At 56.5% G+C, this 23,640-nt stretch carries 13 protein-coding genes; 7 read left to right on the top strand and 6 right to left on the bottom strand.

Going from position 1 to position 23,640, the window contains the following annotated elements:
• Nucleotides 1-97 precede the first annotated feature (97 nt).
• Together ACGY09_RS09840 and ACGY09_RS09835 are read left to right on the top strand one after the other, a co-directional pair.
• Nucleotides 98-2,848, top strand: coding sequence for a hypothetical protein (locus tag ACGY09_RS09840; protein ID WP_397571399.1), 2,751 nt, complete (start codon nucleotides 98-100; stop codon nucleotides 2,846-2,848).
• A 474-nt stretch (nucleotides 2,849-3,322) separates the two neighbouring features.
• Nucleotides 3,323-6,805, top strand: a complete 3,483-nt coding sequence (locus tag ACGY09_RS09835) for a mechanosensitive ion channel domain-containing protein (RefSeq protein ID WP_397571398.1) — start codon at nucleotides 3,323-3,325, stop codon at nucleotides 6,803-6,805.
• A gap of 75 nt (nucleotides 6,806-6,880) precedes the next feature.
• Here the strand turns inward: ACGY09_RS09835 and ACGY09_RS09830 are convergent, their stop codons facing one another.
• Nucleotides 6,881-9,187: a M56 family metallopeptidase gene (locus ACGY09_RS09830; protein WP_397571397.1), complete on the bottom strand. Its 2,307-nt coding sequence runs from the start codon at nucleotides 9,185-9,187 to the stop codon at nucleotides 6,881-6,883.
• On the bottom strand, nucleotides 9,184-9,561 hold the full coding sequence (locus ACGY09_RS09825; protein WP_397571396.1) for a BlaI/MecI/CopY family transcriptional regulator: 378 nt from the start codon (nucleotides 9,559-9,561) through the stop codon (nucleotides 9,184-9,186). Before ACGY09_RS09825 ends, ACGY09_RS09830 begins: the two co-directional genes overlap by 4 nt.
• Before the next feature lie 428 nt (nucleotides 9,562-9,989).
• On the opposite strand from ACGY09_RS09825, the gene ACGY09_RS09820 reads away from it, so the two are divergent.
• The gene (locus ACGY09_RS09820; protein WP_397571395.1) at nucleotides 9,990-11,933 is read left to right on the top strand and encodes a hypothetical protein; all 1,944 of its coding nucleotides are present in this window, start codon (nucleotides 9,990-9,992) and stop codon (nucleotides 11,931-11,933) included.
• Between the two features lie 137 nt (nucleotides 11,934-12,070).
• Here the strand turns inward: ACGY09_RS09820 and ACGY09_RS09815 are convergent, their stop codons facing one another.
• Nucleotides 12,071-13,342, bottom strand: coding sequence for a tagaturonate epimerase family protein (locus ACGY09_RS09815; protein WP_373650440.1), 1,272 nt, complete (start codon nucleotides 13,340-13,342; stop codon nucleotides 12,071-12,073).
• A 407-nt stretch (nucleotides 13,343-13,749) separates the two neighbouring features.
• Here ACGY09_RS09815 and ACGY09_RS09810 point away from each other — a divergent pair, with 407 nt between their 5' ends.
• Both ACGY09_RS09810 and ACGY09_RS09805 read left to right on the top strand, forming a co-directional pair.
• The gene (locus tag ACGY09_RS09810; protein ID WP_397571394.1) at nucleotides 13,750-14,538 is read left to right on the top strand and encodes an SDR family NAD(P)-dependent oxidoreductase; all 789 of its coding nucleotides are present in this window, start codon (nucleotides 13,750-13,752) and stop codon (nucleotides 14,536-14,538) included.
• A gap of 269 nt (nucleotides 14,539-14,807) precedes the next feature.
• Nucleotides 14,808-15,872, top strand: a complete 1,065-nt coding sequence (locus ACGY09_RS09805) for a ThuA domain-containing protein (protein WP_397571393.1) — start codon at nucleotides 14,808-14,810, stop codon at nucleotides 15,870-15,872.
• Nucleotides 15,873-16,154: 282 nt separating this feature from the next.
• On the opposite strand, the gene ACGY09_RS09800 is transcribed toward ACGY09_RS09805, so the two are convergent.
• The gene (locus tag ACGY09_RS09800) at nucleotides 16,155-18,269 is read right to left on the bottom strand and encodes a prenyltransferase/squalene oxidase repeat-containing protein (protein WP_397571392.1); all 2,115 of its coding nucleotides are present in this window, start codon (nucleotides 18,267-18,269) and stop codon (nucleotides 16,155-16,157) included.
• Between the two features lie 732 nt (nucleotides 18,270-19,001).
• On the opposite strand from ACGY09_RS09800, the gene ACGY09_RS09795 reads away from it, so the two are divergent.
• Both ACGY09_RS09795 and recG read left to right on the top strand, forming a co-directional pair.
• Nucleotides 19,002-19,193 carry a hypothetical protein gene (locus ACGY09_RS09795; RefSeq protein WP_373650444.1) on the top strand — a complete coding sequence of 64 codons (192 nt, stop codon included), beginning with the start codon at nucleotides 19,002-19,004 and terminating at the stop codon, nucleotides 19,191-19,193.
• A gap of 303 nt (nucleotides 19,194-19,496) precedes the next feature.
• Nucleotides 19,497-21,596, top strand: coding sequence for an ATP-dependent DNA helicase RecG (recG, locus tag ACGY09_RS09790; RefSeq protein WP_397571391.1), 2,100 nt, complete (start codon nucleotides 19,497-19,499; stop codon nucleotides 21,594-21,596).
• 120 nt (nucleotides 21,597-21,716) lie between these two features.
• On the opposite strand, the gene ACGY09_RS09785 is transcribed toward recG, so the two are convergent.
• A complete protein-coding gene (locus ACGY09_RS09785) occupies nucleotides 21,717-22,034 on the bottom strand; it encodes a hypothetical protein (RefSeq protein WP_373650446.1) in 318 nt (105 codons plus the stop codon).
• Between the two features lie 306 nt (nucleotides 22,035-22,340).
• Nucleotides 22,341-23,528, bottom strand: coding sequence for a hypothetical protein (locus ACGY09_RS09780; RefSeq protein ID WP_397571390.1), 1,188 nt, complete (start codon nucleotides 23,526-23,528; stop codon nucleotides 22,341-22,343).
• Nucleotides 23,529-23,640 lie beyond the last annotated feature (112 nt).

Below are 23,640 nucleotides of genomic sequence, written 5' to 3'. Positions count from 1 at the left end.
GGATCCTGTGTCCGATGCAATTTCTCACTCGGACAGTTTGCCCGAATTGATGTTTACTGAAGCAACGATGTCTTCAACTGACAAAGAAAGAAATCCCATGGCGAGCAGATACAAACTGGCGAGTTGGATTGTTCTGGGCATCGTCGTGCAGGTAAGCATCATCCTGGGCACGATCTACTATATGGAGTCTCGCTTCGCCCAGGCGTTCTCGAGTCGGGATGCCCGTGGTTCCTCACACGAGAGCGATGTCATTCGTCTAGAGCACGGGGATGTGCCGATCCCTCATTCGGCGCAGTCGGATGACGATGACTCGGCCGTTCACGTCTCCGAAATTGCCGAGTCCCCGATTCCCGCGCCCCGAGTGCGGGAGTTGATCAGAATTGAACGAGGCTCTGCTACCGAATTCGCCAGATCGATCCGTGAACTTTTCGGAGACGGGATCAAAGTTTCAGCGGTCGAGAGCAGTAGTTCCGTTGTTGTGATGGCTGATCGAAAGACAATCGATGACATCGTCGCATTCGTTCATGAAGTCTCAAGGCGCAGTCACGAACTGGACGAGTCACAGTCCGAGCCCCCGGCTGGTGAGCAATTGCCTGAACCCGAGGATGAGATTCCCGATTCCAATTCAGTCGGGTTGACTGACACCGAACCGGTCGGAATTGATCCGATCGAGCCAAGTGAGGAAGGGGCCGCACCAGGGAATGTGACGACGTTCTTCCGAGTTCGAAGTGGTTCCCCCAAGAACATCGCGACGACGATCAAAGAGGTGTTCGGAGCCTCGGTCAAGGTGATCCCGGAACTCGAGAGCCAATCCGTGATTGTCGTCGCTGACCCGGCAACACAAGAACGTGTCAGCGATTTAGTGGAGAAAATCGAACCTGAGGCCAGAGAGCAGCCGGCCGGGAACCATTCGTCCGATGAGACAGACGATCCGCCGGCGGAAGGGGAGCAGGATGAGGCGATCGTCCATGGGATTGAGCCTCATCCGGTCGCCGATGCGCTGCCCTCAAACCTCTCCGACCGAGATCGAGTTTTCGCCGCAGAGGGCCCGATTGGTCTCCGCGAACCTCTGCCGCAGGATCATTCCTTTTCCGGCCTCTTCGTTCAGGATGCAGAGGATGCATCCTATGATCGACAGGCAAAACAGCTTGCCCGGCGGATTCGTGAGGCGAGGTCAGACGAGCGCCAGCGCCTGCTGCGGGAACTGGAAACCCTTACTGTTCGGCAATTCGAACATCGTCAGCAACTACGGCACCGAGAGTTTGAGTCCATCAGTCAACGACTTGAAAGACTGATCGCCAGCCACTCGCGACGTCAGGCTCATCAGGCCGAAATCGTCGAGCGACGGATCAAGGATCTGCTCGAGCCCGACGCGGATCTGCGCTGGGACGAACCGGGCACACGGGCAGAGCGTCTGGCCGACGTCGCTATTGCAGGGCCACTAGGCGAAACCGCAGCAGCGTTGCCACGCGACCCGGACACCAGAGTGACGACGCCAAAACGCGAATCTAAGACGAGCGACTTAAGCGAGGCCGAGCCAACTTACAATGGAATTACCTTGAGCGACTGGCTGCGCATGCTGCAGACGGAACGAAACGAGGAAAAAGTCGCTGAGGCCGTTCGCGCGATGACTTGTCTCGCAGATCGGGCAGATCCCGAAGAATTGGCAAAAGTCGTCTTTCGAACAATTCGCCTTCAGAACCCCGATACGATCGTGAATGGAATGGGATCTCAAAGGGGGATGGCAATACAGCAAGAGCCAGTGGCGATCGTGCGAGGGCTCATGTATGTACTGACGAAATTACCTGCCGAAATCGTCGTCTCCGAACTCTTGTCCTCGTTTCAGCAGTCCTCAGAAAACACGGCAACGCGAGAATTTCTCGGTTGGTTCCTGTACTCTCTTCAGCAGGACAGCATTTCCTTTTACAGTTCAAAGGGACATTCGGCTCCGCTGGACCCGGTTACTTCAGTGGAAGCACAAAAGCGTCTCCGGGGAGAGATTCGTCGCCGTTCCAGGGAATTCATCAGCCAACTCGTTGCGATTGCTACCAGGGACGAAAGACTGACGAATTGGTCGATCAGGTGCGCGGACATGATTCTTCGCATGAGTGAAGAGTCAATGAAATCCTACCCTGAACTTGTTCCTCTTGCGGAGCGATCACTGGAACAGCTTCCGACGGAATCAGGGGCGACGAAACTGAGCTCGCCCTTCTATCAGGGACCAGTTGCCGCACTGCTGCTGGCCGAAAGCGGATTGAAAACTGCTGTGGTTCTCACGTATGCGGAGAAGCTGTTGGCGACCGAGTTTGAAAACGGTATCCGGTGCGTCGTCGCGATCGCTCCTCATTCATCCGGCGCAGTGGATCTACTGAATAAAATTCTGGACCGGCACTCGAAGGTGTTTGATGAGTACTACGCCGCAGTCCGGAAGGAAAACGATGTCCTCAATCCCTACAGTTCTGCTCCAGCACATATCACGGAACCCATTCATGAGGTCGCGAGGATCATGAGTGCCCTCGGCGAGATGGGGACTGCTGCCAGTCCATCGCTTCCAAGGCTAAAGCATTACGCTGAATCAGAAATGTTTCGGTACCATCGAGTGTCGCTCCGGGAGCTTTCAGCGCCGCCAGGAGGACGGGGTATCGGGAGGGGGAGGGAATTCTCACTGCAAGATCTCGCCAGGGAAACGATCGTGAAAATCGAGAAGGCAAAGGCGCAGCTGGACCGCGAAACAGTTCCAGTTGAGGACGGAAAGGCAACAGGAGACCACTCGCCCACAGACCAGGACGGACTTGACGAGCAGCCCCGGGATGATGCACAAATTCCGTCAAATGGACGGGTCGACTAGGGGACCGGCGGCAATCGCGAGGGGAGTTCGCTGGAGGAATTTTTTCAGCAGCACGCATTCCGGGGAGGTGACCGCTGCGCCATGCAGGTGTGCATATTGCCTGGAAAAAATATGTTCTCCGAATTGTGCCGGCGTGTGTTCTTCACGGATGTGTTTTGGTTACTTGAGGACAATTAGCAGTCCCGTCGTCAGAACGCCCGAATCGTCCAACTTGTGGGCCTCCCATGAAAATCACCCCTCCCTGCGTCGTTGAATCAGAATTCAATTTTCTTCAGAACGATCTTCTTCAGATGGCGGGGGCTATTCACTGGGGAAGAGAGGTCTTCGGCGGCACATGAGTTGCCCGGTTTTCTGAGCGTCTGATTTTCCCGGGCGATGGTGTCCCACTGGCTGCATCTGGTCGGTTTCCGTGCAGCAGTTTGAACCGGGAGGCACCATGAACTAGGATCAGGATCGACTCAGGAGAAACCGAAATTGACTTGGCGCACCGTCCTTTCCCATGCATTCCTTACCATCATCCTCTCGGGAATGGTTGCCGTCGCGTACGCACAGGAGAAAGCCTCGGGGGATGATCCTCTACCGGCGAAGTCCACAAATGCGGCGACAAAGAACGGGAGTGAACTGACTCTTGAAGCGATTCAGGAACGGGTCAAGACTGTTGAGGAAAACAATGAGCTTGAGGCCGGTGTCAAAGCCAGGATTCTCGACAACTATGCCAAGACGCTGGTGCAGTTGAAGCAAGCCTCTGATGCCACTGCTCTCGGTGAGCAGTACGCTCGTCTGACCCGTGAAGCCCCCGAGACGCTGCAGCAAATCAAGCTGCAACTAGCGAAACCGGCCCCCCCGACTGCACCCGTGATCGCGCCTGACGCGACTCTAGCGCAGCTCCAGTCGATGCTGACCCAGGCGGAAAGTAATTTCACTGAGGCACAGAAGTCCCTACAGAGTCTCAAGGAGGAGCCTAAACGCCGGGCTGATCTGCGACTCGAGATTCCTAAAAATGCGGACTCGGCCAAGCAGCAACTCGCCGATATCGAGAAGCAGCTTGAGACCAAGCCCGCACCGGGTGAGTCAGCTGATTTAACAAATTCCGTGCATGCCTATCTTGAGGCACGTAAGCGAGCCATCACTGCAGAAATGGCGACGGCGCAGATCGAGTTGCAATACTTTGACTCGACGGGCGATCTCTTGTCGGCCCAGCGCGACCGCGCCGCACAGCGTGTGCTGGAAACGGAAGAACACGCCAAAGCACTTCGTGCCATCGTCAATGACCGTCGCCGGCAGGAGGCGGATCAGCAGGCGATTGAAGCGACTCGCGCATCTGTCCAGGCCCATCCCGCTGTGCGAAAAATTGCCGAGGTCAACGCTGCTCTTGCCAGCCGACGTCGGACGCTCGCCACGACCATCGAGAGGACGGCTCATGAAGTCGAACACCTGGATCAGGTCGTTCAGTTAATGGACGAGCAGTTCAACCGGATTTCCAAGCGATACGACACTGCGGGTACGACAGAAGCCATTGGACTGTTGCTGCGCAAGCAACGCGACGATCTGCCGAATCGAACCTCAAATGTGCAGGAAATCAATCGAAGGACGGCACTGATCGCAGAAGTGTGTCTGGAGTTGATCGACGACGAAGAAAAGCGAAGCGATCTGGCGACGATCGATCGACACGTCAAAGCGATCATGACTCACCTGCAACCTCCAATTCCCGAAAACGAAAAGGAGTACCTGCAGGAGAGTATCCGGCAGGTGCTGGAAGCTCAGCGTGACCTGTATGACTCACTGATTGCGGACACGAACAGCTATCTGGACAATCTGGTCGAAGCGGATGTCCGACAGCGACAGTTAATTTCCAAGGTCGACGAATATGCCGCGTATGCCGACGAACGAATTCTCTGGATTCGCAGTGCGAAAATCCTGGGGCTTGCAGATCTGCATCAGTTGATGCCGGCGATCAGCTGGCTGGTGAATGGAGAAAACTGGGTCACGGTCGGATACGCGATCTGGAATGACGTTTTGGACCGCCCTCTCCAGGCCTTGCTGCTCCTGGCCGCCTTCCTGATCCTCGTTTTGTTCCGGCGATTTCTTCGCACGAAGATCACGCAACTCGGGGAAATCGCCGCTCGCAGTAACAACACGGCCTTCTATCCAACGCTCTGGGTTCTCTTGATCACCGGATTGCTCGCGATCCAGTGGCCCTCGATCCTGTATTACGTCGGACACGCTTTAACGGCGACCGAACGAGGATCCGAATTCATTCATGCGGTCGGGCAGGGGCTGCGCAAAGCGGGGGTCATCTATGCAACATTCGAGATGCTGCGGCTCGTGTGTCGTCGGCACGGTCTCGGAGAAGACCATTTCGGCTGGAACAAGACGAGTACGCGGCTGCTTCGCTCCGCAATCTCGTGGTTCATGGTGTGTGGCCTTCCTCTAATCCTGATTGTGACCATCACGGAATCTCAGTCCAACGAGTCGATCAAGAACTCGCTGGGTCGGCTGGCGTTTCTGGGGACCCTGATCGCATTGATGGTCGCGGCCCATTACGTGATGCGGCCGGTGGGTGGGGCCCTCGAGTTTGCTTACGCGGCCGCTCCTAAAGCCTGGGCCACCCAGTTGAAGACCGTGTGGTACGTTCTGACGCTGTTGTGTCCGCTGTCTCTCGGCGTTCTGTCATTGTCGGGCTATCACTACACCTCGGTTCAGCTTGCCTGGCGATTGCTGGCAACGTTCTGGCTGGTGATCGGGCTGTTAATTGTCCACGCAACTCTGATTCGCTGGTCCTTGCTTTCGTACCGTGACCTGGCGATGCGGAAGGCCCGCGAGCGTCGTGCCGAAGCGGCCGCGGGGGGAACGCCCGCGGGGACACCCATCGCCGCCGCAGCCTCATTGCCGGGGAAAACGCAGGAAGAGGTCGCTCTTTCCGATATCAACAAACAGTCCCGCAAGGCTCTGCAACTGTTCATGGCGGTCGGCATGGCGATTGGGGTCTGGCTGGTGTGGGGCGATATCATGCCCGCACTCGGGGCGTTGCGGAATATCGAACTGTGGATGGTGGAAACGGCCAGTACGGACGGATCGGCTTCGACGACTGTCCTCAAGCCCGTGACGCTGGCCGACGTGCTGCTGGCGATCGTCATCGGATCGCTGACATTCACGGCCAGTCGCAATCTCCCCAGCTTGCTCGAAATCGCGCTGTTGCAGCGACTGCCACTGGATGCCGGGGTGCGCTACGCGATTACAACTGTGATCCAATACGCCATCACCGCTGCGGGGCTGGTCACTGCGTTTGGCGTGATGGGGATTGGGTGGAATAAAGTGCAATGGCTCGTTGCGGCCATCGGCGTGGGATTAGGGTTCGGGTTGCAGGAAATCTTTGCCAATTTCATTTCAGGTTTAATCCTGTTGTTCGAGCAACCCGTGAGGCTGGGCGATATCGTGACCGTGGGGGATGTCTCGGGGAATGTAACGCGGATTCAGATGCGTGCCACAACCATCACCGACTGGGATATGCGTGAGTTAGTGGTACCAAACAAAGAGTTCATCACCAGTCGGGTAATGAACTGGACGCTTTCGAGCAAAGTCTCACGCATGAGTATCACGGTCAACGTGACTCACGAAGCCAATCCCGATCGCGTCCGAAGTCTGCTGATGGAGATTGCCACCCGAAATCCTCTGGTCATCAAAGAGCCGGCACCTCATGCGCTGCTGGATGACTTTGGCACGAACTCACTCACATTCATTCTGCGGGTCTACATGGCTACGCGAGGAGATTATCTCGAACTGCGTCACGGCCTGCTCACTGAAATCGCCCGTGAATTTGAACGAGAAAACATCGAGTTCGCCTTCCCGCTGCGGGAAATTCACATTCGTCCCGCAGGCTTCGACCACATGAACTCAGCTCTCAACGGTAGCTTGGCAGGTACCTCAACAAACCACCAGGACGGCAAGCACGCTTAGCAAGATTGATTCAGGGGCGGACAAGTTCGAATCCGATTCCCCCCCCCCCCCCCGAGATTTCCGTATGAGTTGAGATCACTGAGAACGGGCCGTCGCTCCCTTCAGCGGCCCTTCGAGTTCATAGTCGGTCTCAATTTGTGCAGTTGCCAAGATCGTTTGCAGCTTGCTCCGCAACCGATCCAGTCTTTTGTTTTCGGCCAGTGTCTTTCGAATTTCCTCTTGGACTTCCTCAAGAGGCTGACGACGTGGCTCGATTCGCTTCGACACGCAAATCAGGCAGATATAACCCGGTTGTGAGATCACCTCACTCCACCGATTGATTGGGAGAGCAAAAAGCTGCCCCTCCAACTCCTGATCCCGCTTACTTCCCTGTTCAGCCCGATTGTTTGACGAGTACTGCACCGCTCGTGAGTTGGAATTCCGGCGAATTACTTCGTCGACCACTGCGTCATCTAACTGATCAATCTCGGCGGATAGTCTGGCCAGCATGTCTCGAGCAGCTTTGTCACCATCCTCAAGCGAACGCGCAACCCGCAGTTCTCTCCACCAGGCGACACCTGGTACGTCATACGATCGGGAATTCGCCTCATAGGCGGCACGGACTTCTGCAACGTCGATCGATGTGGGGCCATCCACCATCGCCACGAGATACTCCGTTGAGATCCGCTCCTGAACAAAGTGGTCCCTGATTCTGGCCAATGTTGTTCCCTTTGACATCAGGGAATGTTCGAGATCCTGAAGCGTGTCCACTCCGTGATCCCGCTTCAGGATCTCGATCTGCTGTTCGAATTGTTCATTCGCGTGTGCCTCCATGCGCTGGAACTGCTCTGGTTCCAGGCGGGTCCTTGCGGATTGCACGAGAATGACTTTTTGGAGTTGTGTTGAGATGTCGCGCTGAATGAGCGATCTCCGAAGTTGGTGGAAGTCGTCAATTGAGGGAATCGCGTCGCCGTGGCGAAGTGGACGATCAGCCGCTGCCTGCATCTGATCTCGAACACTGATCAGGTAGCCGCTGTAGCGGTCAAGTATCGCTTGGTTCGGAATAGGGACGCCGTTCACGGTTGCGGCCACCTCAGCGTTAAAAGCTTCCGTATCATCCGGCCAGAAGTGTTCCGGTGCGGCTTGGCTTGGAGGACCTGTTTCAATGGCGGTCGGAGCGATCTCGCACTTCCTCTGGAGTTTTTCCCCGAAATCCGCCCATTCCGATCCGGCGACGGATTGTAAAGTCTTGTTCTGTGACGAATCAGGGTAGCTCCCAGTACGCGCTGTGAGCATCCCGATGACGATCAGTCCTGATGCGACGGTCGCCAATCCCAGGGCAAGAAATTGCTTGATCGCTCCGGATCGAGGGTGGTGGCCAGGTGGCAGACATGCCAACTCATCCAGCCTTCGGCGGATCGTCGAGTGATGCGCCATGGCGATTCCCATGGTGCCGGTCCGTCGGAGATTGCGGGAATCAGCCGCGAGTCTGGCGACCTCAATGAGAGCCGTCGCGTACGTCTGCCAGCCCAACTGGTGAGTGCAATATCGATCACACAGACGCTCACGCAGGATGTCACCATCGCGTCGAACCAGCCAGGCGAGTGGATGGGGCCAGTAGAACGCTGTCATGAACTGTGTGAGAACTTTCCAGAAAAAGTCGTAGTTTGCGATGTGCGTCAGTTCGTGAATCAGAATGGCTTCTCTCTGCGAAGAGTTCGTATTCAGAACACAGCGTGTGGGGATCAGGATCACAGGAGAAAGCCAACCGAACGTCTGAGGGACTATCGTTTGGTCGGTTATCCGGACCGTCACCTGTCGGCGAACACGGAGTAAGCGCGTCCATTTTGCAATCCGACTGGACCAATCAGGATCTGACAGTGCTGTCCCGGTCGTACGCAGTTGTTCCAGTCGGCGAAGCGATCGGATGAGCCGTACGCACAGGAGAGTGACAGGACATGCATATACGACTGCGACGACGATCCAGATAACTGATTCGCTCGAACGCAATGAGCACAGGAATGCGGGGGATGCGTCAGCAGCGGCCCTGTTTGAACGAGCGTGGTGAGGTGACATCGAGAGAGTTCCCGCGGTATTCGACGGGAATGACTTGATATCAAGATTTTCGGAGCGGTCTGAACCCGTCAGGGTGGCCGCAGCGAACTCGTCCGTCTGCTTTGGCGCTTCCAGTTCTATTTCGGCGAACGCGGGCAGGAGGGGAATGGAAATTGACGGGAAGAACGCCATGGCAACGGGAAGGACCAGCAGTGCCACAATCGCGACACGCTTCCAGAGGGAGCACTGCTCAGGCCAGCGTTGCCCTGCCAGCAAAGTCATCAACACGCTGATTCCCAGAATCAACGAAGACTTGATAATGAGCGTCACCAGTGGGATTCCGGTCATTTTTTGCGTCCTTGCTGGAATTGATTCATCAGGTCGTCGAGTTCGTCCACGGAAAGCTGTTCTTCCTCAAGCAGTCGTAAGACGAGTTCATGTGGTGATCCCGAAAAGAACTGGCGGATGACATCCGTCAGAGTCTTCCCCTGTACCTTTTCACGCTTGATCAAAGGCTTGTAGACGTAGCTGCGACCACTTCTCTTATGGCTGACAAAGCCCTTCGTTTCCAGAATCCGCAGCATTGTCCGGACGGTCGAATCATGTGGCTCATCTGAGAGTCTGTGTCGAATCTCTTCTGCGGTCGCGGTTCCGAGCGTCCACAGCTGTTCCATGATTTCTGCTTCGCGGTCGGTCAGTGTGGGGGAGGGTTGGGGGGGCACTTGGCTTCCTGTTAAATGTTTAACAGATGGAGGGTAGTTCCGCTGGCGGATCTGGTCAAGTGAAATGTTAAATCGTTAACAGTTTCTGCGCTGATTGAGACGTCTGGGTTGCAGTGAGGATATGGACAACCGCTGCTGAGACATTTGCTGGAGGCCGGTCGTAGGTACGATACGGGCGAACCAGGGGCGGACTAGCAGATCCCGTCTGGTTCCTGTGTATGCGGTGCGATAGAATCGGGCGGATTGAATTTGCTCAAACTGGAGATGCCGCGATGTTCGTGGAGCGACTTCTGACAGATCACCGGGCACGGTCGTGCTCGATTATTCCCGCCCAACCCGCGATGCGGGAAAGCCTGTCTGTAAGACAGCCGCAGTCCCGTCATTGCTGCGTTTCAACTTTCCGCCCCGCTGGAGTCGTCTGGCTGGTGATGGCTGTTCTGACCCTCGGGATCGGGGGAGTGTTCGCACAGTCAGAGCCGGAAGAAACCGCTGCCGATCCGGATGCACCACCCAGCCTGTCGGCGACTCAGGAAGCGATCGAGATGCGGTATCGCCGCTTTGAGATCACCCTGGAACAACTGAGCGACTATCTGCGCAAGACCGATGCCACCCGGTCCGAACTGTTGCTGCGTGCGATCGGCAAAAGCAAGGAAGGTCGAATCACGGACCAGTTCAAATCACTGACCGAACTGCTGAAGAAAGACCAGTTGGGGGACGCGGTCGAACGGCAGGAAATGGTTGTGGCCGAGCTCCAATCGCTGCTGGAACTCTTGATGAGCGAGGCGCGAAAAGACGACCTGGAGCAGGAAAAGAAACGCATCCAGGAATTGATTAAGGACGTCACCAAGCTCATCGGTAAGGAAACTGATGCGCGAGCGAATACCGAGCGGGGGGCGAACGCTGCGGAACTGCAGAACCAGCAGAAGCAGGTTTCTGATGAGACGAAAAAACTGGCCGAGAAAATTAAATCTCAGGATGCAGCCAAAAAAGGAGCTGATTCCTCGACGGAAAAAGAGGCGGGAAAGAATGCCGACAAATCGGGCGGCAAATCTGGAGACGATCAATCCGAAAAGAAAGAATCCGATTCGCAGGACGGAGGAGAATCGGACAACGCGGACAAGCCCGACAGTGGCGACGACTCTCAGGAGGGAAAGCAGCCCTCGCCCGACCAAAAGGGAAAGTCGAGTCAAAAGGGGCAAAAATCGAGCGACGCCAACGGCGAACAGAAGCCAGCGGATGCCGAAAAACCCGCTGGCGATGAAGATGCGAAACCCGAGGAGGGGGAAAAGGGTTCTACTGAAGACGAAGGGGCACCAAAGTCGGATGACCCTGAACAGTCCAAAAACGCTCAGGAAAAATCCGAGAACGGGAAGCAGGGGAAACCTCAGCCCGGAAAGAAACCCTCTGGCAAGCCCCAGAAAGGAAAGCCTCAGCAGGGAAAGCCGCAAGAGGGAGAACCTCAGGAAGGACAGGAGCAGCAGGAGCAACAAGAGGGACAGGAGCAGCAGTCCGACTCGCAAGAGCAGGAATCAAGTCCTCAAAAGCAACCCCAGAAGACTGCGGGACGTGACGAAATTGAGCGAGCCCGACAGGAAATGGATCGTGCAATTGAAGAGCTGAAGCGGAATAACCGCAAGGGGGCTTCCGACAAGCAGGATCAGGCCATTGCCGAACTGATGAAAGCGAAAGAGAAGCTGGAAGAAATTCTCCGTCAGTTACGGGAAGAAGAACGTGAGATGGTGCTGGCGCAACTGGAAGCTCGCTTCCGCGACATGCTGCAAAAGCAGGAGGCCGTCAATAACGCGACTCTCGCGATTCACGCGGTGCCCGTCGACAATCGGACCGATCGCCATCGGAATCGATCGGTCGAGCTGGCTCGAAATGAAGAAGAGATTTCATTGCTGGCCGCGAAGGCCCTGACACTGCTCAAGGAAGAAGGTTCTTCCGTTGCCTTCCCGGAAGCGGTCGAGCAGATTCGGGACGACATGCTGACGGTCGCACGTCGACTGGAACGAGTGGACGTTGCCGAGATTACCCAGAACATCGAAGAAGATATCGTGGAAGGATTGCGGGAAATCATCGAAGCGCTGCAGAAGGAAATTGAGAAAGCCAAAGACAAAAAGCAGGAACAGCAACAGCAGCAACAACAACCCCAGGAACGGCAGAAGGAACTCGTCAATAAGCTGTCGGAGCTGAAGATGTTGCGTTCGCTGCAATATCGGGTGAACCGGCGGACGAAACTGCTGGGCCGAATGGTCGATGGTGAGCAGGCGCTGGACGGGGATATTCTCAATCAATTGCGGCAATTGTCGGATCGACAGTCCAAGGTCCAACGTGCCACGTACGATCTTTCGACCGGCAGGACGGAATAGCGAGCCGTCCTCGCGCGATCACGGATCGGCGGATCTCCAATACGTTGAAGTCCACTGGTATGACCACGTCTCACCAGTGGACTTTTCAGTTCGTTACACCTGATCCGCAGTGCGTCACCTCTGCAGAATCAGAAGCCTTACATCCCAGCGTTGAGGGCGTCCAGGTGTCTCACGAAGTGTTCGCGCAGCACTTCTGTGTAGCTGGCCACGTTTGCCGCCAGAAGCGATTTGACTTCCTTCCCCAGGACGGGATCCGTCAGTGTTGAGCCGAACGTGCAGTGCAGAATCTGCCTACCCGGTTCCGTGAAGCCCCGGCCCTGAGGGACGTCGCTCCATCGCTCAAGGTAATGGACTTCAAGCTGCCCGGCGTCAGGACAGTCCGTGGTCGAGGGGGCCGAGTCGAGTGTCGCGGAAACGTGGTAGGTGGCTTTATCTCGCATGTAGCGGTCACGTGCGAAATCGATGATCCGCCGGAACAGGGATGCGTCATGGTGAGCCACAACTCGAAGTGCTTCGAGATAGCTGGTTCCTGCGGTTTTGACGTGGAAGCAGCCCTTTGTTGCCCGTGCCAGCGAGCCGTACATCGAGAGTTTGTCAGACCCGGAATGCAGGCTGAGCTTATAGGGTCCCAGCAGCCTGGCGATGGCGGCGTGATCGGCCAGGGAGCGATCCAGCAGACTGGGATCTCCCTTGAAGTCGACACCTTTCTCAAAGTCGCCAATAAATCGCGGGGCCAGACTGACGAGCTTCATTCCTCGAGAAAGTGTCTGGTCGGCGATGATGTAGTGTTCGGCAAGTGTTGTCGGTTGATCGGTCTCGTCGACACTCAGTTCGATCTCGTAGTCGCGCTGCGCGGCAGTCTGGACCGTGCGAATGTGATCTGCAAGAGAGACCGCTGCGTTGATGGCCCGGCCGTACTTCACCGCCGCACGAAGACAGGCTTCTTCGGTCAGTTCAATCGTGGTTCCGGACGAGAGTGTCACCCGGCGACCTCGGTAGGACTCGATCCAGTTGACTTCGCCGGCCAGCGAGGCGAATTTTTCTCGCACCTCGTTTTCAGGATAGTCATCCGCCTTCTGGTCAACGTGACCGGATGGGTCGATGGTGAAGAAGGTAAAACCGACGGCGGCTGTCTCATCGACGTCGTTCGTCGTTTTCAAGTGGTCTGCGTCGGCGCCGATATCACCCTTCCAGCCACATTCTTCGGCCGCTCGTAGTGCATCCGACATCACCTGGGAAGGGGTGCGTGAGGTTCGCGACATTTCGCGAATCGACTGTTGCGGGAAGATCGGCAGAATGCCCGCTCCTGCTTCCTGCATCGCGGCGACATGGCCGGGGGTGGCCAGACCGATGCGATCGCCAAATCCGAAGCTGGGGGTCATGCCGAGTGTTTTGCACTGCAACGCCATTTCTCGCCTCACGTGAGTAGTTAGTCGGGATCGTCGTGGGAAGATATATAACCGAAGAATAGGGGCCTGTCGCGGGAGCAATGGTTTGATGAGTGGTGACCGTGAACAGTCGAGGGCATCCGAACAATCGCTGCCGCGATTTGATTTCGTGCCTGACCGTGTTCCGGGTGACAATCGGTCCGCTTGTTAATCAGGAACGTTACGGTCAATATTCTGTCTTCCTGCCAAGTTTCGATCCGTGAACGTGCTGTCCAGCGGGGTGGGAGTGTGCCCGGTCTGCGATGGATCCCCGCCTGATGCGAATCAGAGGGATGAACCAGCAATGGACGACGCTCCGGCCCCCTTGCGAAACAGGCGCAGTCGCTGTGGAAGAGTTTTTTTCATCTGAAATATCGGAAGAATGTGTCATGAGTACAGGTGAGTACCTGCAAGGGATGTTCGGTCTGAATGGGCTGACGGCTGTCGTGATTGGCGGAACCGGGACGCTGGGTGGGGCCTTTTGTGATGCCCTCGCCAGCGCGGGAGCCCACGTTGTCGTTGTTGGGCGAAACGACGAACATGGCAACGAGCGGGTACGCCTGATTAAAGAACGAGGCGGCCATGCCGAGTATTTCTCTTGCGATGCCACCCGGCATGATGATCTGGATCGGCTTGTGGAACACCTCAAGTCCAGTCACCGCGAAGTCAATGTGCTCGTGAACGGTGCTGGCGTGAACTCGCCCACCCCGTTCCTGGAAATTGGCGAAGAAGAGTGGGAACGCATTCTGAACGTCAATCTGCGCGGCGTTCGCCTGGCCTGTCAGGTCCTTGGTAAGTATATGCTCGATCAGGGAACGAAGGGCTCGATTATCAATATCGCCTCGGTCAGCGCCGGCCCGCCTCTGTCGCGCGTATTTACCTATTCGCTGTCGAAGGCGGCCGTGATCAGCCTGACGCAAAACCTGGCACGGGAATGGGCGACAAAAGGCATCCGCGTGAACGCTCTCTCGCCCGGTTTCTTCCCTGCAGAGCAGAACAAAAAGGTTCTGACGCCGGATCGTGTGGAAAGCGTCATGCGTCACACTCCGATGAACCGGTTTGGTTCACCGGAAGAGCTTGCCGGCGCCATCCTGTTGCTCGCCTCGCCCAACGCGGGAAGCTTTTTGACGGGGCATAACCTGCTCGTCGACGGCGGCTTCACCGCGATGACGATCTGATGGAAGTATGGTGACTCGCCGTTAGGTCGACTCGCATCGGCAAAGCAGACTCAGTTCGATGTTACGGCGCTGCTCGCCGGATCGGTGGCAATCCTGAGAACGTTCGCAACAACTCAGGAAACTGCAGTGGTCAGTTCGGAGGGGGCCGGAGCCCCGCGTCACTTCGCCGAGTATCCTTGAGGTGTCGCGATGAGCGCAAATTGCACATGATTTTATGGGTCACGTCGGAAACCGAAATCCTCATTCCGTTACTCCTGGAAGGACACAACGTGCATAAGTCGACAATCGCAATCGGGATGTGCGGCATCAGTCCCCGCATTCGCCGCCTGGCCTGTGTCATGAGTGCCTTGCTCGCCATGTCGGTTTCCGGAACCGTACGAGCTGACGAGTCGTGGCTGAAGTTCCCCGGTGGGGAAGGGCCTGGAAAAGGGAAGCACATTGTGCTGGTGGGGGGAGATGAAGAGTACCGTTCGGAAGAATCGCTGCCTCAACTCGCCAAGATTCTCTCCCGACATCATGGATTCGACTGCACGGTCCTGTTCGCTATCGATCCGCAGACCGGGGAAATCAATCCAGACGTCAACAACAACATTCCCGGAACCGAGGCACTCAAGTCGGCCGACCTGATGATCATCGCGACACGATTCCGCAATCTGCCTGATGAACAGATGCAGCACATCGTTGAGTATCTGGAGTCAGGACGGCCGGTGATGGGGCTGCGGACGGCGACACATGCCTTCAACATTCCTGCCGGGACGAAGTTCTCTCAGTATTCGTGGAACTCCAGCGATAAAGCCTATGAGCAGGGGTTTGGTCGGCAGGTCTTAGGCGAAACATGGATCAGCCATCACGGAAACCACGGCTCGCAGAGCACCCGGGGAATCCTGGTGAAAGACCAGGCAAAGCATCCGGTTCTGACAGGGATCAAGGATGGCGAGATCTGGGGACCGACTGACGTGTATGGTGTCCGGTTGCCGTTGCCTGGGGACAGTAAGCCACTGGTCCTGGGACAGGTCGTGCAAGGAATGAAGCCCACTGATCCCCCGGTGGAGGGTGCTCAGAACCAGCCGATGATGCCAATCGTCTGGACGAAGTCTTACACGAGTTCATCCGGAAAGACAGCGCGCGTGTTCACGACAACTATGGGATCATCGACAGACCTTGAGAACGGACCCCTTCGTCGACTGCTGGTGAATGCCGTCTATTGGAGCGTCGGGCTGGAAGACAAAATCACCGATCACCTGAAGACCGATCTGGTAGGTGACTATCAGCCATCGCCGTTCAATTTCGGCGGGTATGTGAAGGGCCGCAAACCGGAATTCTATGGTAAGTAAATCTGCCTCGGTCGCCGACGGGTGTACCGGATGGCTCACACGAAGGGCATACGCTCTGCACGCCCGCGGTGGTTTGTCGAAGATCGACCCCAAGCAACCGTCAATGTCAGGATGTCCGAAGGTCAGGGTGGGGCTGAGGCCGCCGGCCGGCTTTCAGGTTTTGGGATGAATAAACCCCTGCTTCGCTGTCACCAGTGAAGCAGGGGTTTTCTGTTTGCTGCGGTGTCATCGCAGGCAGGTGTCAGTGGTACCAGTCCGGTCTGGCCACAGAGCCCGGGCGGCTCAGGCAATCGCCTTGCGGTAACGGGCGAGTGCCATGAGTGGGAAGTACAGCGCGTAGTAGTGGTACTTGAGGTAGAACACGCGGGGGAAACCGGTTCCGGTAAATTCGTGTTCGTACCATGTTCCGTTCGGACGCTGTGTGCTGAGCAGGTAATCGACACCCCGCTGGGCGGCTTCAGAGTGGGCTTCACCGGCGGCAATCAGTCCCAAGAGAGCCCAGGCGGTTTGTGAGGCTGTGGGGACGCCAGTGCCGCGCAGAGTCGGATCATCGTAGCTGTTCGCTGTTTCGCCCCATCCGCCACATTCCTGCTGATGATCCTTAAGCCATTGGACGGCTCGCTGGATCCGAGGATCGCGGGCAGGAATGCCGTGGGTCACCAGGCCGACGATCACCTGCCATGTCCCGTAGATGTAGTTGACGCCCCAGCGGCCGTACCAGCAATGATCCGGTTGCTGGTCTTGCCAGATAAAGTCGAGAGCTTTCTTGTGGACTTCGCTGTCAGTGCGGATGCCGACTGCGGCGAAGCTTTCGAGGACTCGCGCGGTGATGTCGGCCGTGCTGGGGTCGATCATCGCGTTATGGTCTGCAAAAGGAACCTTCGTCAGGACTTCACGTGTGTTGTTCGCGTCGAAGGCACCCCAGCCCCCGTCTCGGCTTTGCATGGCTTTCAGCCACATCACACCGCGGCGCATTGCATTCACCATGGGCGACGCGGCTTCGAGTTCGGCGATGGCCTGTTCGGCGCTGGCGGATCGGCCGCTGAAGACAACTGGAGCATTGGGGTCTGTTGCGGCACGGTCGTCGAACAACTCCATCGTCCAGTCGGTTCCCATTCCTTCAGGAAGGCATTTCCCGAAAGCGATCAGCACCATCGACGTGTCATCGACGTCGGGATAGAACTCGTTGTTGTATTCGAAGTACCACCCCCCAGGGGCCAGCTTGGGGTTACGTAACGACCAGTCTCCCTGCTGGCGAACCTCTTTTGAAAGCAGCCACTGCAGCGATTTGCGAATGGCCGGATCGTGACGTGGAACTCCGGCATCCCGCAAGGCGATGGTCGCAATCGCAGTGTCCCAGACAGGAGAGAGGCAGGGTTGCAGTCGCAGGCGTGCGACACCCTTCGCGTTGACGTCGCGGATCATCAACTTGTCGAGCTCTTCGAACTGCGACACGATGACCGGTGAATCATCCGGGTAACCGAGGCAACGAAGTCCGATTAATGTCCAGACGATTGGCGGGAAGATCGCGCCGAGGCCATCACTGTCTTTCAGTCGGGCGAGAATCCATTTTTCGCAGAGTTTGATCGAATGCTTTCGCAGGGGCTTGATACCGAGTCGTTCACCAAACTTGATGGTCTGATCGACGCGCTGGAAAAACTTCGTCCAGTTAATCCAGCCTTGCGACGGCCCTTCATGGTTCACTCCACCGATCGTGGCGGGCAGCCTCTTTTCAGGTGAGGCATAGAGCTCGTCGATCTGATGTTCGGGTGGAAGAGTCGTCTTCGGCTGACAGGCCCACAGCAGGCTGAGGGGGACGATGATCGTGCGAGACCAGGCAGACATCTCATAGATGTTGAACGGTGCCCACAGGGGCAGCAGGATCATTTCAGGAGGAACCGCAGGACACAGCTCGTACGGGATCAGACCGAGCATCGCGAGATAGTAGCGGGTGAAGCTGTTGACCTTCTCAACACCTCCCGCACGCAGGATGGCTTCCCGAGCGCGGACCATGTAGTCAGCTTTGGGGTCATGGCCGGTGATTTTCAGTGCGAGGTAAGCCTTCGCCGAACCACTGATTTCCAGGGGACCGCCGGGGAACATGCCCCAGCCACCATGGTCGCACTGCTGATCGAGCAAGTAGGCGGCAGCTTCTTTTGCCTGTTCTGACTGGCCCTTGCCGAGGAAGGCCAGCAACAGGATGTACTCGGATTCAAGGATGGTGTCTCCTTCCAGTTCGGCACACCAGTGGCCGTCTGGTTGCTGGAGACTCAGCAAGTGATCGCGGGTTCGTTCGATGCCCTGTGCCAGGGAGGTGATGGAAGACGCATCACGCGCGACTGTCATCGTTGACTCGCCTGCGTGTTGCGATCCGATACCCGCTTGCTTCGAACTCATTTCAGGCCTTTCTTCCGTGTTACTGACTTCGATGTCATGAATGCGGCGGATCGTATTCGGCAACTACTGCTGATGACAACAGAGATTTTCGTCCTCGTATGTGATGAGCGAGGTCGATGGATGTGCCAATGGGCTGCGATGTTCATTCAAGACCGCAGAGCAACATGATGAGCGGCTGCGTCCAGGGATCTTTGCAGGTGGTATTTCGACTTGGGGAGCCTGGTGCTTCAATTCGCCTGGTTGCGAGAAATCACTGTTTTTTATGGGTTTTTACGGTGTTGCGTGGTTCGTGTGGATGACTCGGCCAGGGCTTGGCTGACACTCTATGACAGTTGTCATAGTAACAGAGGCGACGTGTGGTGAGGCATCAATGAAGGTCATCGTTAAGACCAGTGAGATGGGCTTGAATGAGTCTCGAAAGTTCAAAAAAACAGAGAATTTATGTGGTGTCGGGGCGAGAAATGGCTTGAACAAAAAGATGAAATTCGTAGGATGATCGCAGTTTGTTGTTGGAACTCGTAAGGATATCACTGTCAAGTCAACAAAAAGTGGTCGCTGCCGTGGCTAACTGATGTTGTGAGTGACGAATGACGAGACCAACAGGCGACTTGTCAAGGTTGACAAGTCGAATGGAATCGATGTGGATGATAAGTCTTAGCCGTACTGCTTAGCCCGGTGCGCCAGCGGTCGAGACAAGTCACTCACGGGGTCTCTTGGAAAGAGGACTTGAAAATGGCTAAGAAGAAGGCTGCTGCTCCAGCTACGAAAGCTGCTCCTGCTACGAAGGCTGCGCCAGCTGCGAAGGCTGCTCCTGCTACGAAGGCCGCTCCTGCGAAGAAGGCTGTTAAGAAGGCCGCTGTTAAGAAGGCTGCCGCGAAGAAGGCTGCTCCTGCCAAGAAAGCCGCCAAGAAGGCAGCGAAGTAGGCCCTAAAGCCACGTTTTTCGGCTTCAGTATCTCATCGATACTGAACTGCGTCGCTTGATGCGATGCGCGTACTACAACAAGCAAGAGGGGGTTGGTTTTCCAGCCCCCCCTTTTTTTTGCATCTGCATTAAATAGCATGGCCCGCTAAGGTGGTTTCACCATTGTTGCGAGATCTGGCAGGCCAGTGTGGGGATGGGTGCCGTCACGGGTGGTTGCCCGGATGTGAGCTGGAAAAATTGGAGTCCCGTCAGGATGATGAACGGTGATTCTGTTCTGTCAATCGTCTTTGATTCGCCGCAAGAATGTCGCCTAACTCTTCTGACGACCCGCTGCAAACACCTGTTCGATTTCTCCGCGGGATTGGTCCAGCGCGCTCTGATCTGATGGCGCGGCTCGGGATTGCGACGGTCACAGACCTGCTCTGGAATCTGCCTCGCGATGTTCTTGATCTGACTCACATTTCAACGGTCTTTGAGCTGAAGGAAGGGGTGTTGTCGACCGTCTTTGGTGTTGTTGTGGATCGGGATTCCCGCCATACCTCGACGGGGAAGACGATGACGGCGATTCTGCTGCAGGCTGATGGTGGGTTCGTGCGGGGGGTTTACTTCAATCAGCCTTATATGCTGAGAAGGTTTGAATTGGGGCAGCGAGTTCTCTTTTCGGGGAAGCCCAAATTCATTGCCCGGCGCTGGGAGTTTTCTCATCCCACTGTTCAGTGGCTGGGTGATGAGGAGATCGAAGAAGGGGGCCGGGTGCTGCCGGTTTACTCGCTCACTGAAGGTCTCTCGCAGCACGAAATGCGCAGACTGATGAAAGGGGTAGTGGAGGAGTATGCGGAGTTGGTTCCGGACCCGCTGCCCTCTGGCTTTCGATCTCGCGCCAATGTGATTGAGCTCACGTCAGCACTGCGATGCGTGCATTTGCCTGCTTCCATGGATGAGTATCGGGCCGGGATGCGTCGGATCGTGTTTGATGACCTGCTCGAGTTTCAACTGGCGCTGGCGATGCGTCGCCGATTCTGGAGGGCCGAGAATGCGGCCGTTCCTTTACAGACCTCGGCCAAAATCGATGCACGAATCAGGCGACTTTTTTCATTTCGCTTAACGCCAGGGCAGGATCGAGCGATTGCCGAGATCGTCGAAGATCTGGGGCGACCCTATGCGATGCATCGGTTGCTGCAGGCGGATGTGGGTGCCGGGAAAACCGCGATCGCGATTTATGCCATGCTGGTGGCGGTTGCGGCCGGGGTGCAGGCGGTGATTATGGCGCCGACCGAGGTTCTCGCGCAGCAGCACTGGAGCACCATTGATGCTCTGCTCGAAGGGAGTCGGGTAGAGCGTCGTTTGTTAATTGGAGGGTTAACCGCTGCTCAGCGTCGCGCGACGCTCGAGCAGATTTCCTCGGGTGAAGCGCAGCTGGTGGTGGGGACTCAGGCGGTTATTCAGGATGCCGTTGCCTTCAAGAAGCTGGGGCTAGCGGTCATTGATGAGCAACACAAGTTCGGAGTGGTCCAGCGATCTCGCTTCTCATCGGGTGAGACGGCACCTCATGTCCTGGTGATGACGGCCACACCCATACCTCGAAGCTTATGTCTCACGCAGTACGGCGATCTGGACTTAACCGTCATCTCAGATTTACCGCCGGGGCGTCAGCGGGTGGTGACCAGTCGGGTTGTGGGAAGTGGATCAGCCCGACGGGCTTGGGACTTTATTAAGCAGAAGTTGAGGGATGGGCGTCAGGCCTACGTCGTTTGCCCTCGGATTGAAGACAATCCGACAACGGCTTCCAGTGCGGATGTTTATGGGAGTGCTGAGGCCATCTATCGCGAACTGTCGGAGCGGGAGTTTCGGGAGTTTCGTGTGGGTCTCGTCCATGGTCAGCTTGATCGCGATGAGCGAGTCCGGACGATGGAGATGTTTCGCAATGGTGAACTCGATCTGCTTGTGGCCACAACGGTCATCGAGGTGGGGATCGACGTTCCCAATGCGACCATGATGGTGATTGAACAAGCAGAGCGGTTTGGTCTATCGCAACTTCATCAGCTTCGCGGTCGGGTGGGTCGGGGTAAGGTGCAGGGGTACTGCTTCCTGTTCTCCGATTCGGATTCGCCAGAGGCGGCCAAGCGTCTGGCGGCGATGGAGTCGACAGCCGATGGGTTTAAGATTGCGGAGGCAGATTTTGAGCTGCGCGGACCGGGTGACGTGTTGGGAACGAGACAGAGCGGGTCGCTGCCGCTGCGTGTCGCTGACCTCAATCGGGATCAGGCCCTGCTGGATGAGGCGCGCGTGGCGGCGTTCAATCTGGTCGAGTCGGAAGAGTTTGATCAATTGGACATGGCGCCGCTGAAGATTCGTGTGCTTGAGCGATTTCATCGCTCAATGGATCTCCCCCAAACGGGTTGATGTCGATTTCGCGGTTCGCTCTGGAGTAAGAGCGGGTAGACGAGACGAGGACTGGCACTCATCTCGTCTACCAGGGTGTCAGTTCAACGGCCTGTCCGGCTCGAAAGCCGCAACGAACCGTCATCGAATATAGATACCAAATCCTGGAGTGCTCAGTCCGAATCCAGAACGGCCATAACCATACCCGGGGCCATACACAGGACCGTAGGCAGGTCCATACGCGGGGCCGTATACGGGAGGGTATGAGTACACGGCGGGAGGGGGCACAATGACTCGAGGTGGGGCCACATATCGATACCCCCCATAGAATCCTGGGCCGTATCCGTACCCATGTCGATGGCCATGGAATCCTCGAGGCCCGTGAGCCGACGCGGTTCCCCCCGCAACGCAGATCAGACCCGCCACCGCCACCAGGGCAACTACTGTTCGTCGCAACATGTTCTTATCCTTCTTTCATGAAATTAAGTTGTCTCAACCACGGAAGGATAGAAAGCAGGGTTCGTGCCAATCGGCAGAAACTGCGGGCGGGGATCGCTTCGGGGGCTCGATTTCAGTTGAAAATCAGATTGACGCGTGTCATTTGTTTTCCTTTGATTTTGTTTAATTCATTTTGGAGTACGATTTTGTGGGGAATGGTTGTGTGCTGATATTGATTCGGGCTCTTCACAGGAAGTGAGTCAGATTGTAGGCGTGATTCTCTTCTGTGTTGTCGAATTGATGTGGCGTGTTGTCGATTGTGTCGCGTTATTCGGACGTGAGTTTTTCGGAAGGGGCTTTCTTCTCGTCTGAGTCGGTCGGCGGTGAGTTTTCGGTGTCCGGTTTCTGCAAGCTGGGCAGCGGACTGATCGAGCCGTCTACGTGGACCTCGATTTCCAGCGGGACAGGGGCTTGACCGTCGGCGTGAGTTTGTCCGACGATCTTAAAATCCGTCACTCCTGGGGGAAGCAGGAAGTAGTAGCCTCCCTCTCGATCCTGGTAGACGCATCGGTACAGCGTGCGCGCGTGTTGCGCTACCAGTTCAAAGCCAAGGCCCTGGACCAGTGCGGGGATTGCCATGGAATCTCGGAAGACCGTAATGCTCTGGGCGCTGGTCTCTTTCGCGATCACCTTGCTGTATGTCTCAAGGAACGCGGTCGCAGAGGTAGTGATCTGGGAGAAACGCTTCTCTTCCAGGTTGAGAAGCTGATGAGACAGGTATTTCTTGAGTGTCGGCAGCTCGTCCAGTTCCACTCGATAGAACCGCGCCTGCTCGCCCGCATCGAGACTGACGGCGAGGCCTTCCGTCGATCCTTTCAGTCTGATTTGCATCATCTGGCTGTTGAGGGGGACGGGGTTTTGCTCCAGTTGGCTGAGGGCTTCGTCGACAAATTCCGAGGGAAGTTTGAAGTGTGATTTGCGAATCACGACCGGAGGAAGGTCCAGGCTTTCTGCCGTCTGTGCGCTGACTCGCCCTGTGATTTTGGTGCTCATCGATAGCGAAAATGCATAGATTCCGGCTGCGATGAGGGCCACTGCCAGAAGAGTGAATCCGATCCCTTTGGCCAGCGGGTTGGGTTTCTTCTTCTTTTCAGGGCGGCGAGTGATTGCTCTCGCGCGGGGCGGTGTTTCGACGGGCAGTTTTCCGAGGCGGTCGGACACCGTTTCCGAGGGGGGCGGGAATTGCTGTTCGGAGTGGGTCAGTTCGGGCGGTGCCTCTGCAAACACGATGGGGCCATCCGTGTCGGGTTCGTCCTCTGCGGCCTGTAACGTCACAGGCTCATCTTCCTGCTTGAACAGTTCGACTTGCTGAGGGGCTTCGGTGTGAAGCGGTTGCGATTTGGATGGGACGGTGATCCGCATGGCGCATTTGGGGCATCGCCCTTTGCCCCCTTTGGCGCTGTCGGGAACACGGATGATTGCCTGGCAGTACCGGCAGGGGAACTCAATCGCCATGAGGGTCGGTTTCTCACAGAGTGAGGGGAATGTCACTTTCAGTTGTCATCCCATCATGCGGGTGACAACTGAAAAAGCAATCGGCCAAGTCGATTCCGGCTGCAGCGGGTCT

This window comes from Schlesneria sphaerica (assembly GCF_044336245.1).
In the GTDB taxonomy this organism is placed as follows: Bacteria; Planctomycetota; Planctomycetia; order Planctomycetales; family Planctomycetaceae; genus Schlesneria; species Schlesneria sphaerica.
Note: the sequence above shows the minus strand (reverse complement) of the source record. Positions and strands in the feature narration are given on the sequence as shown.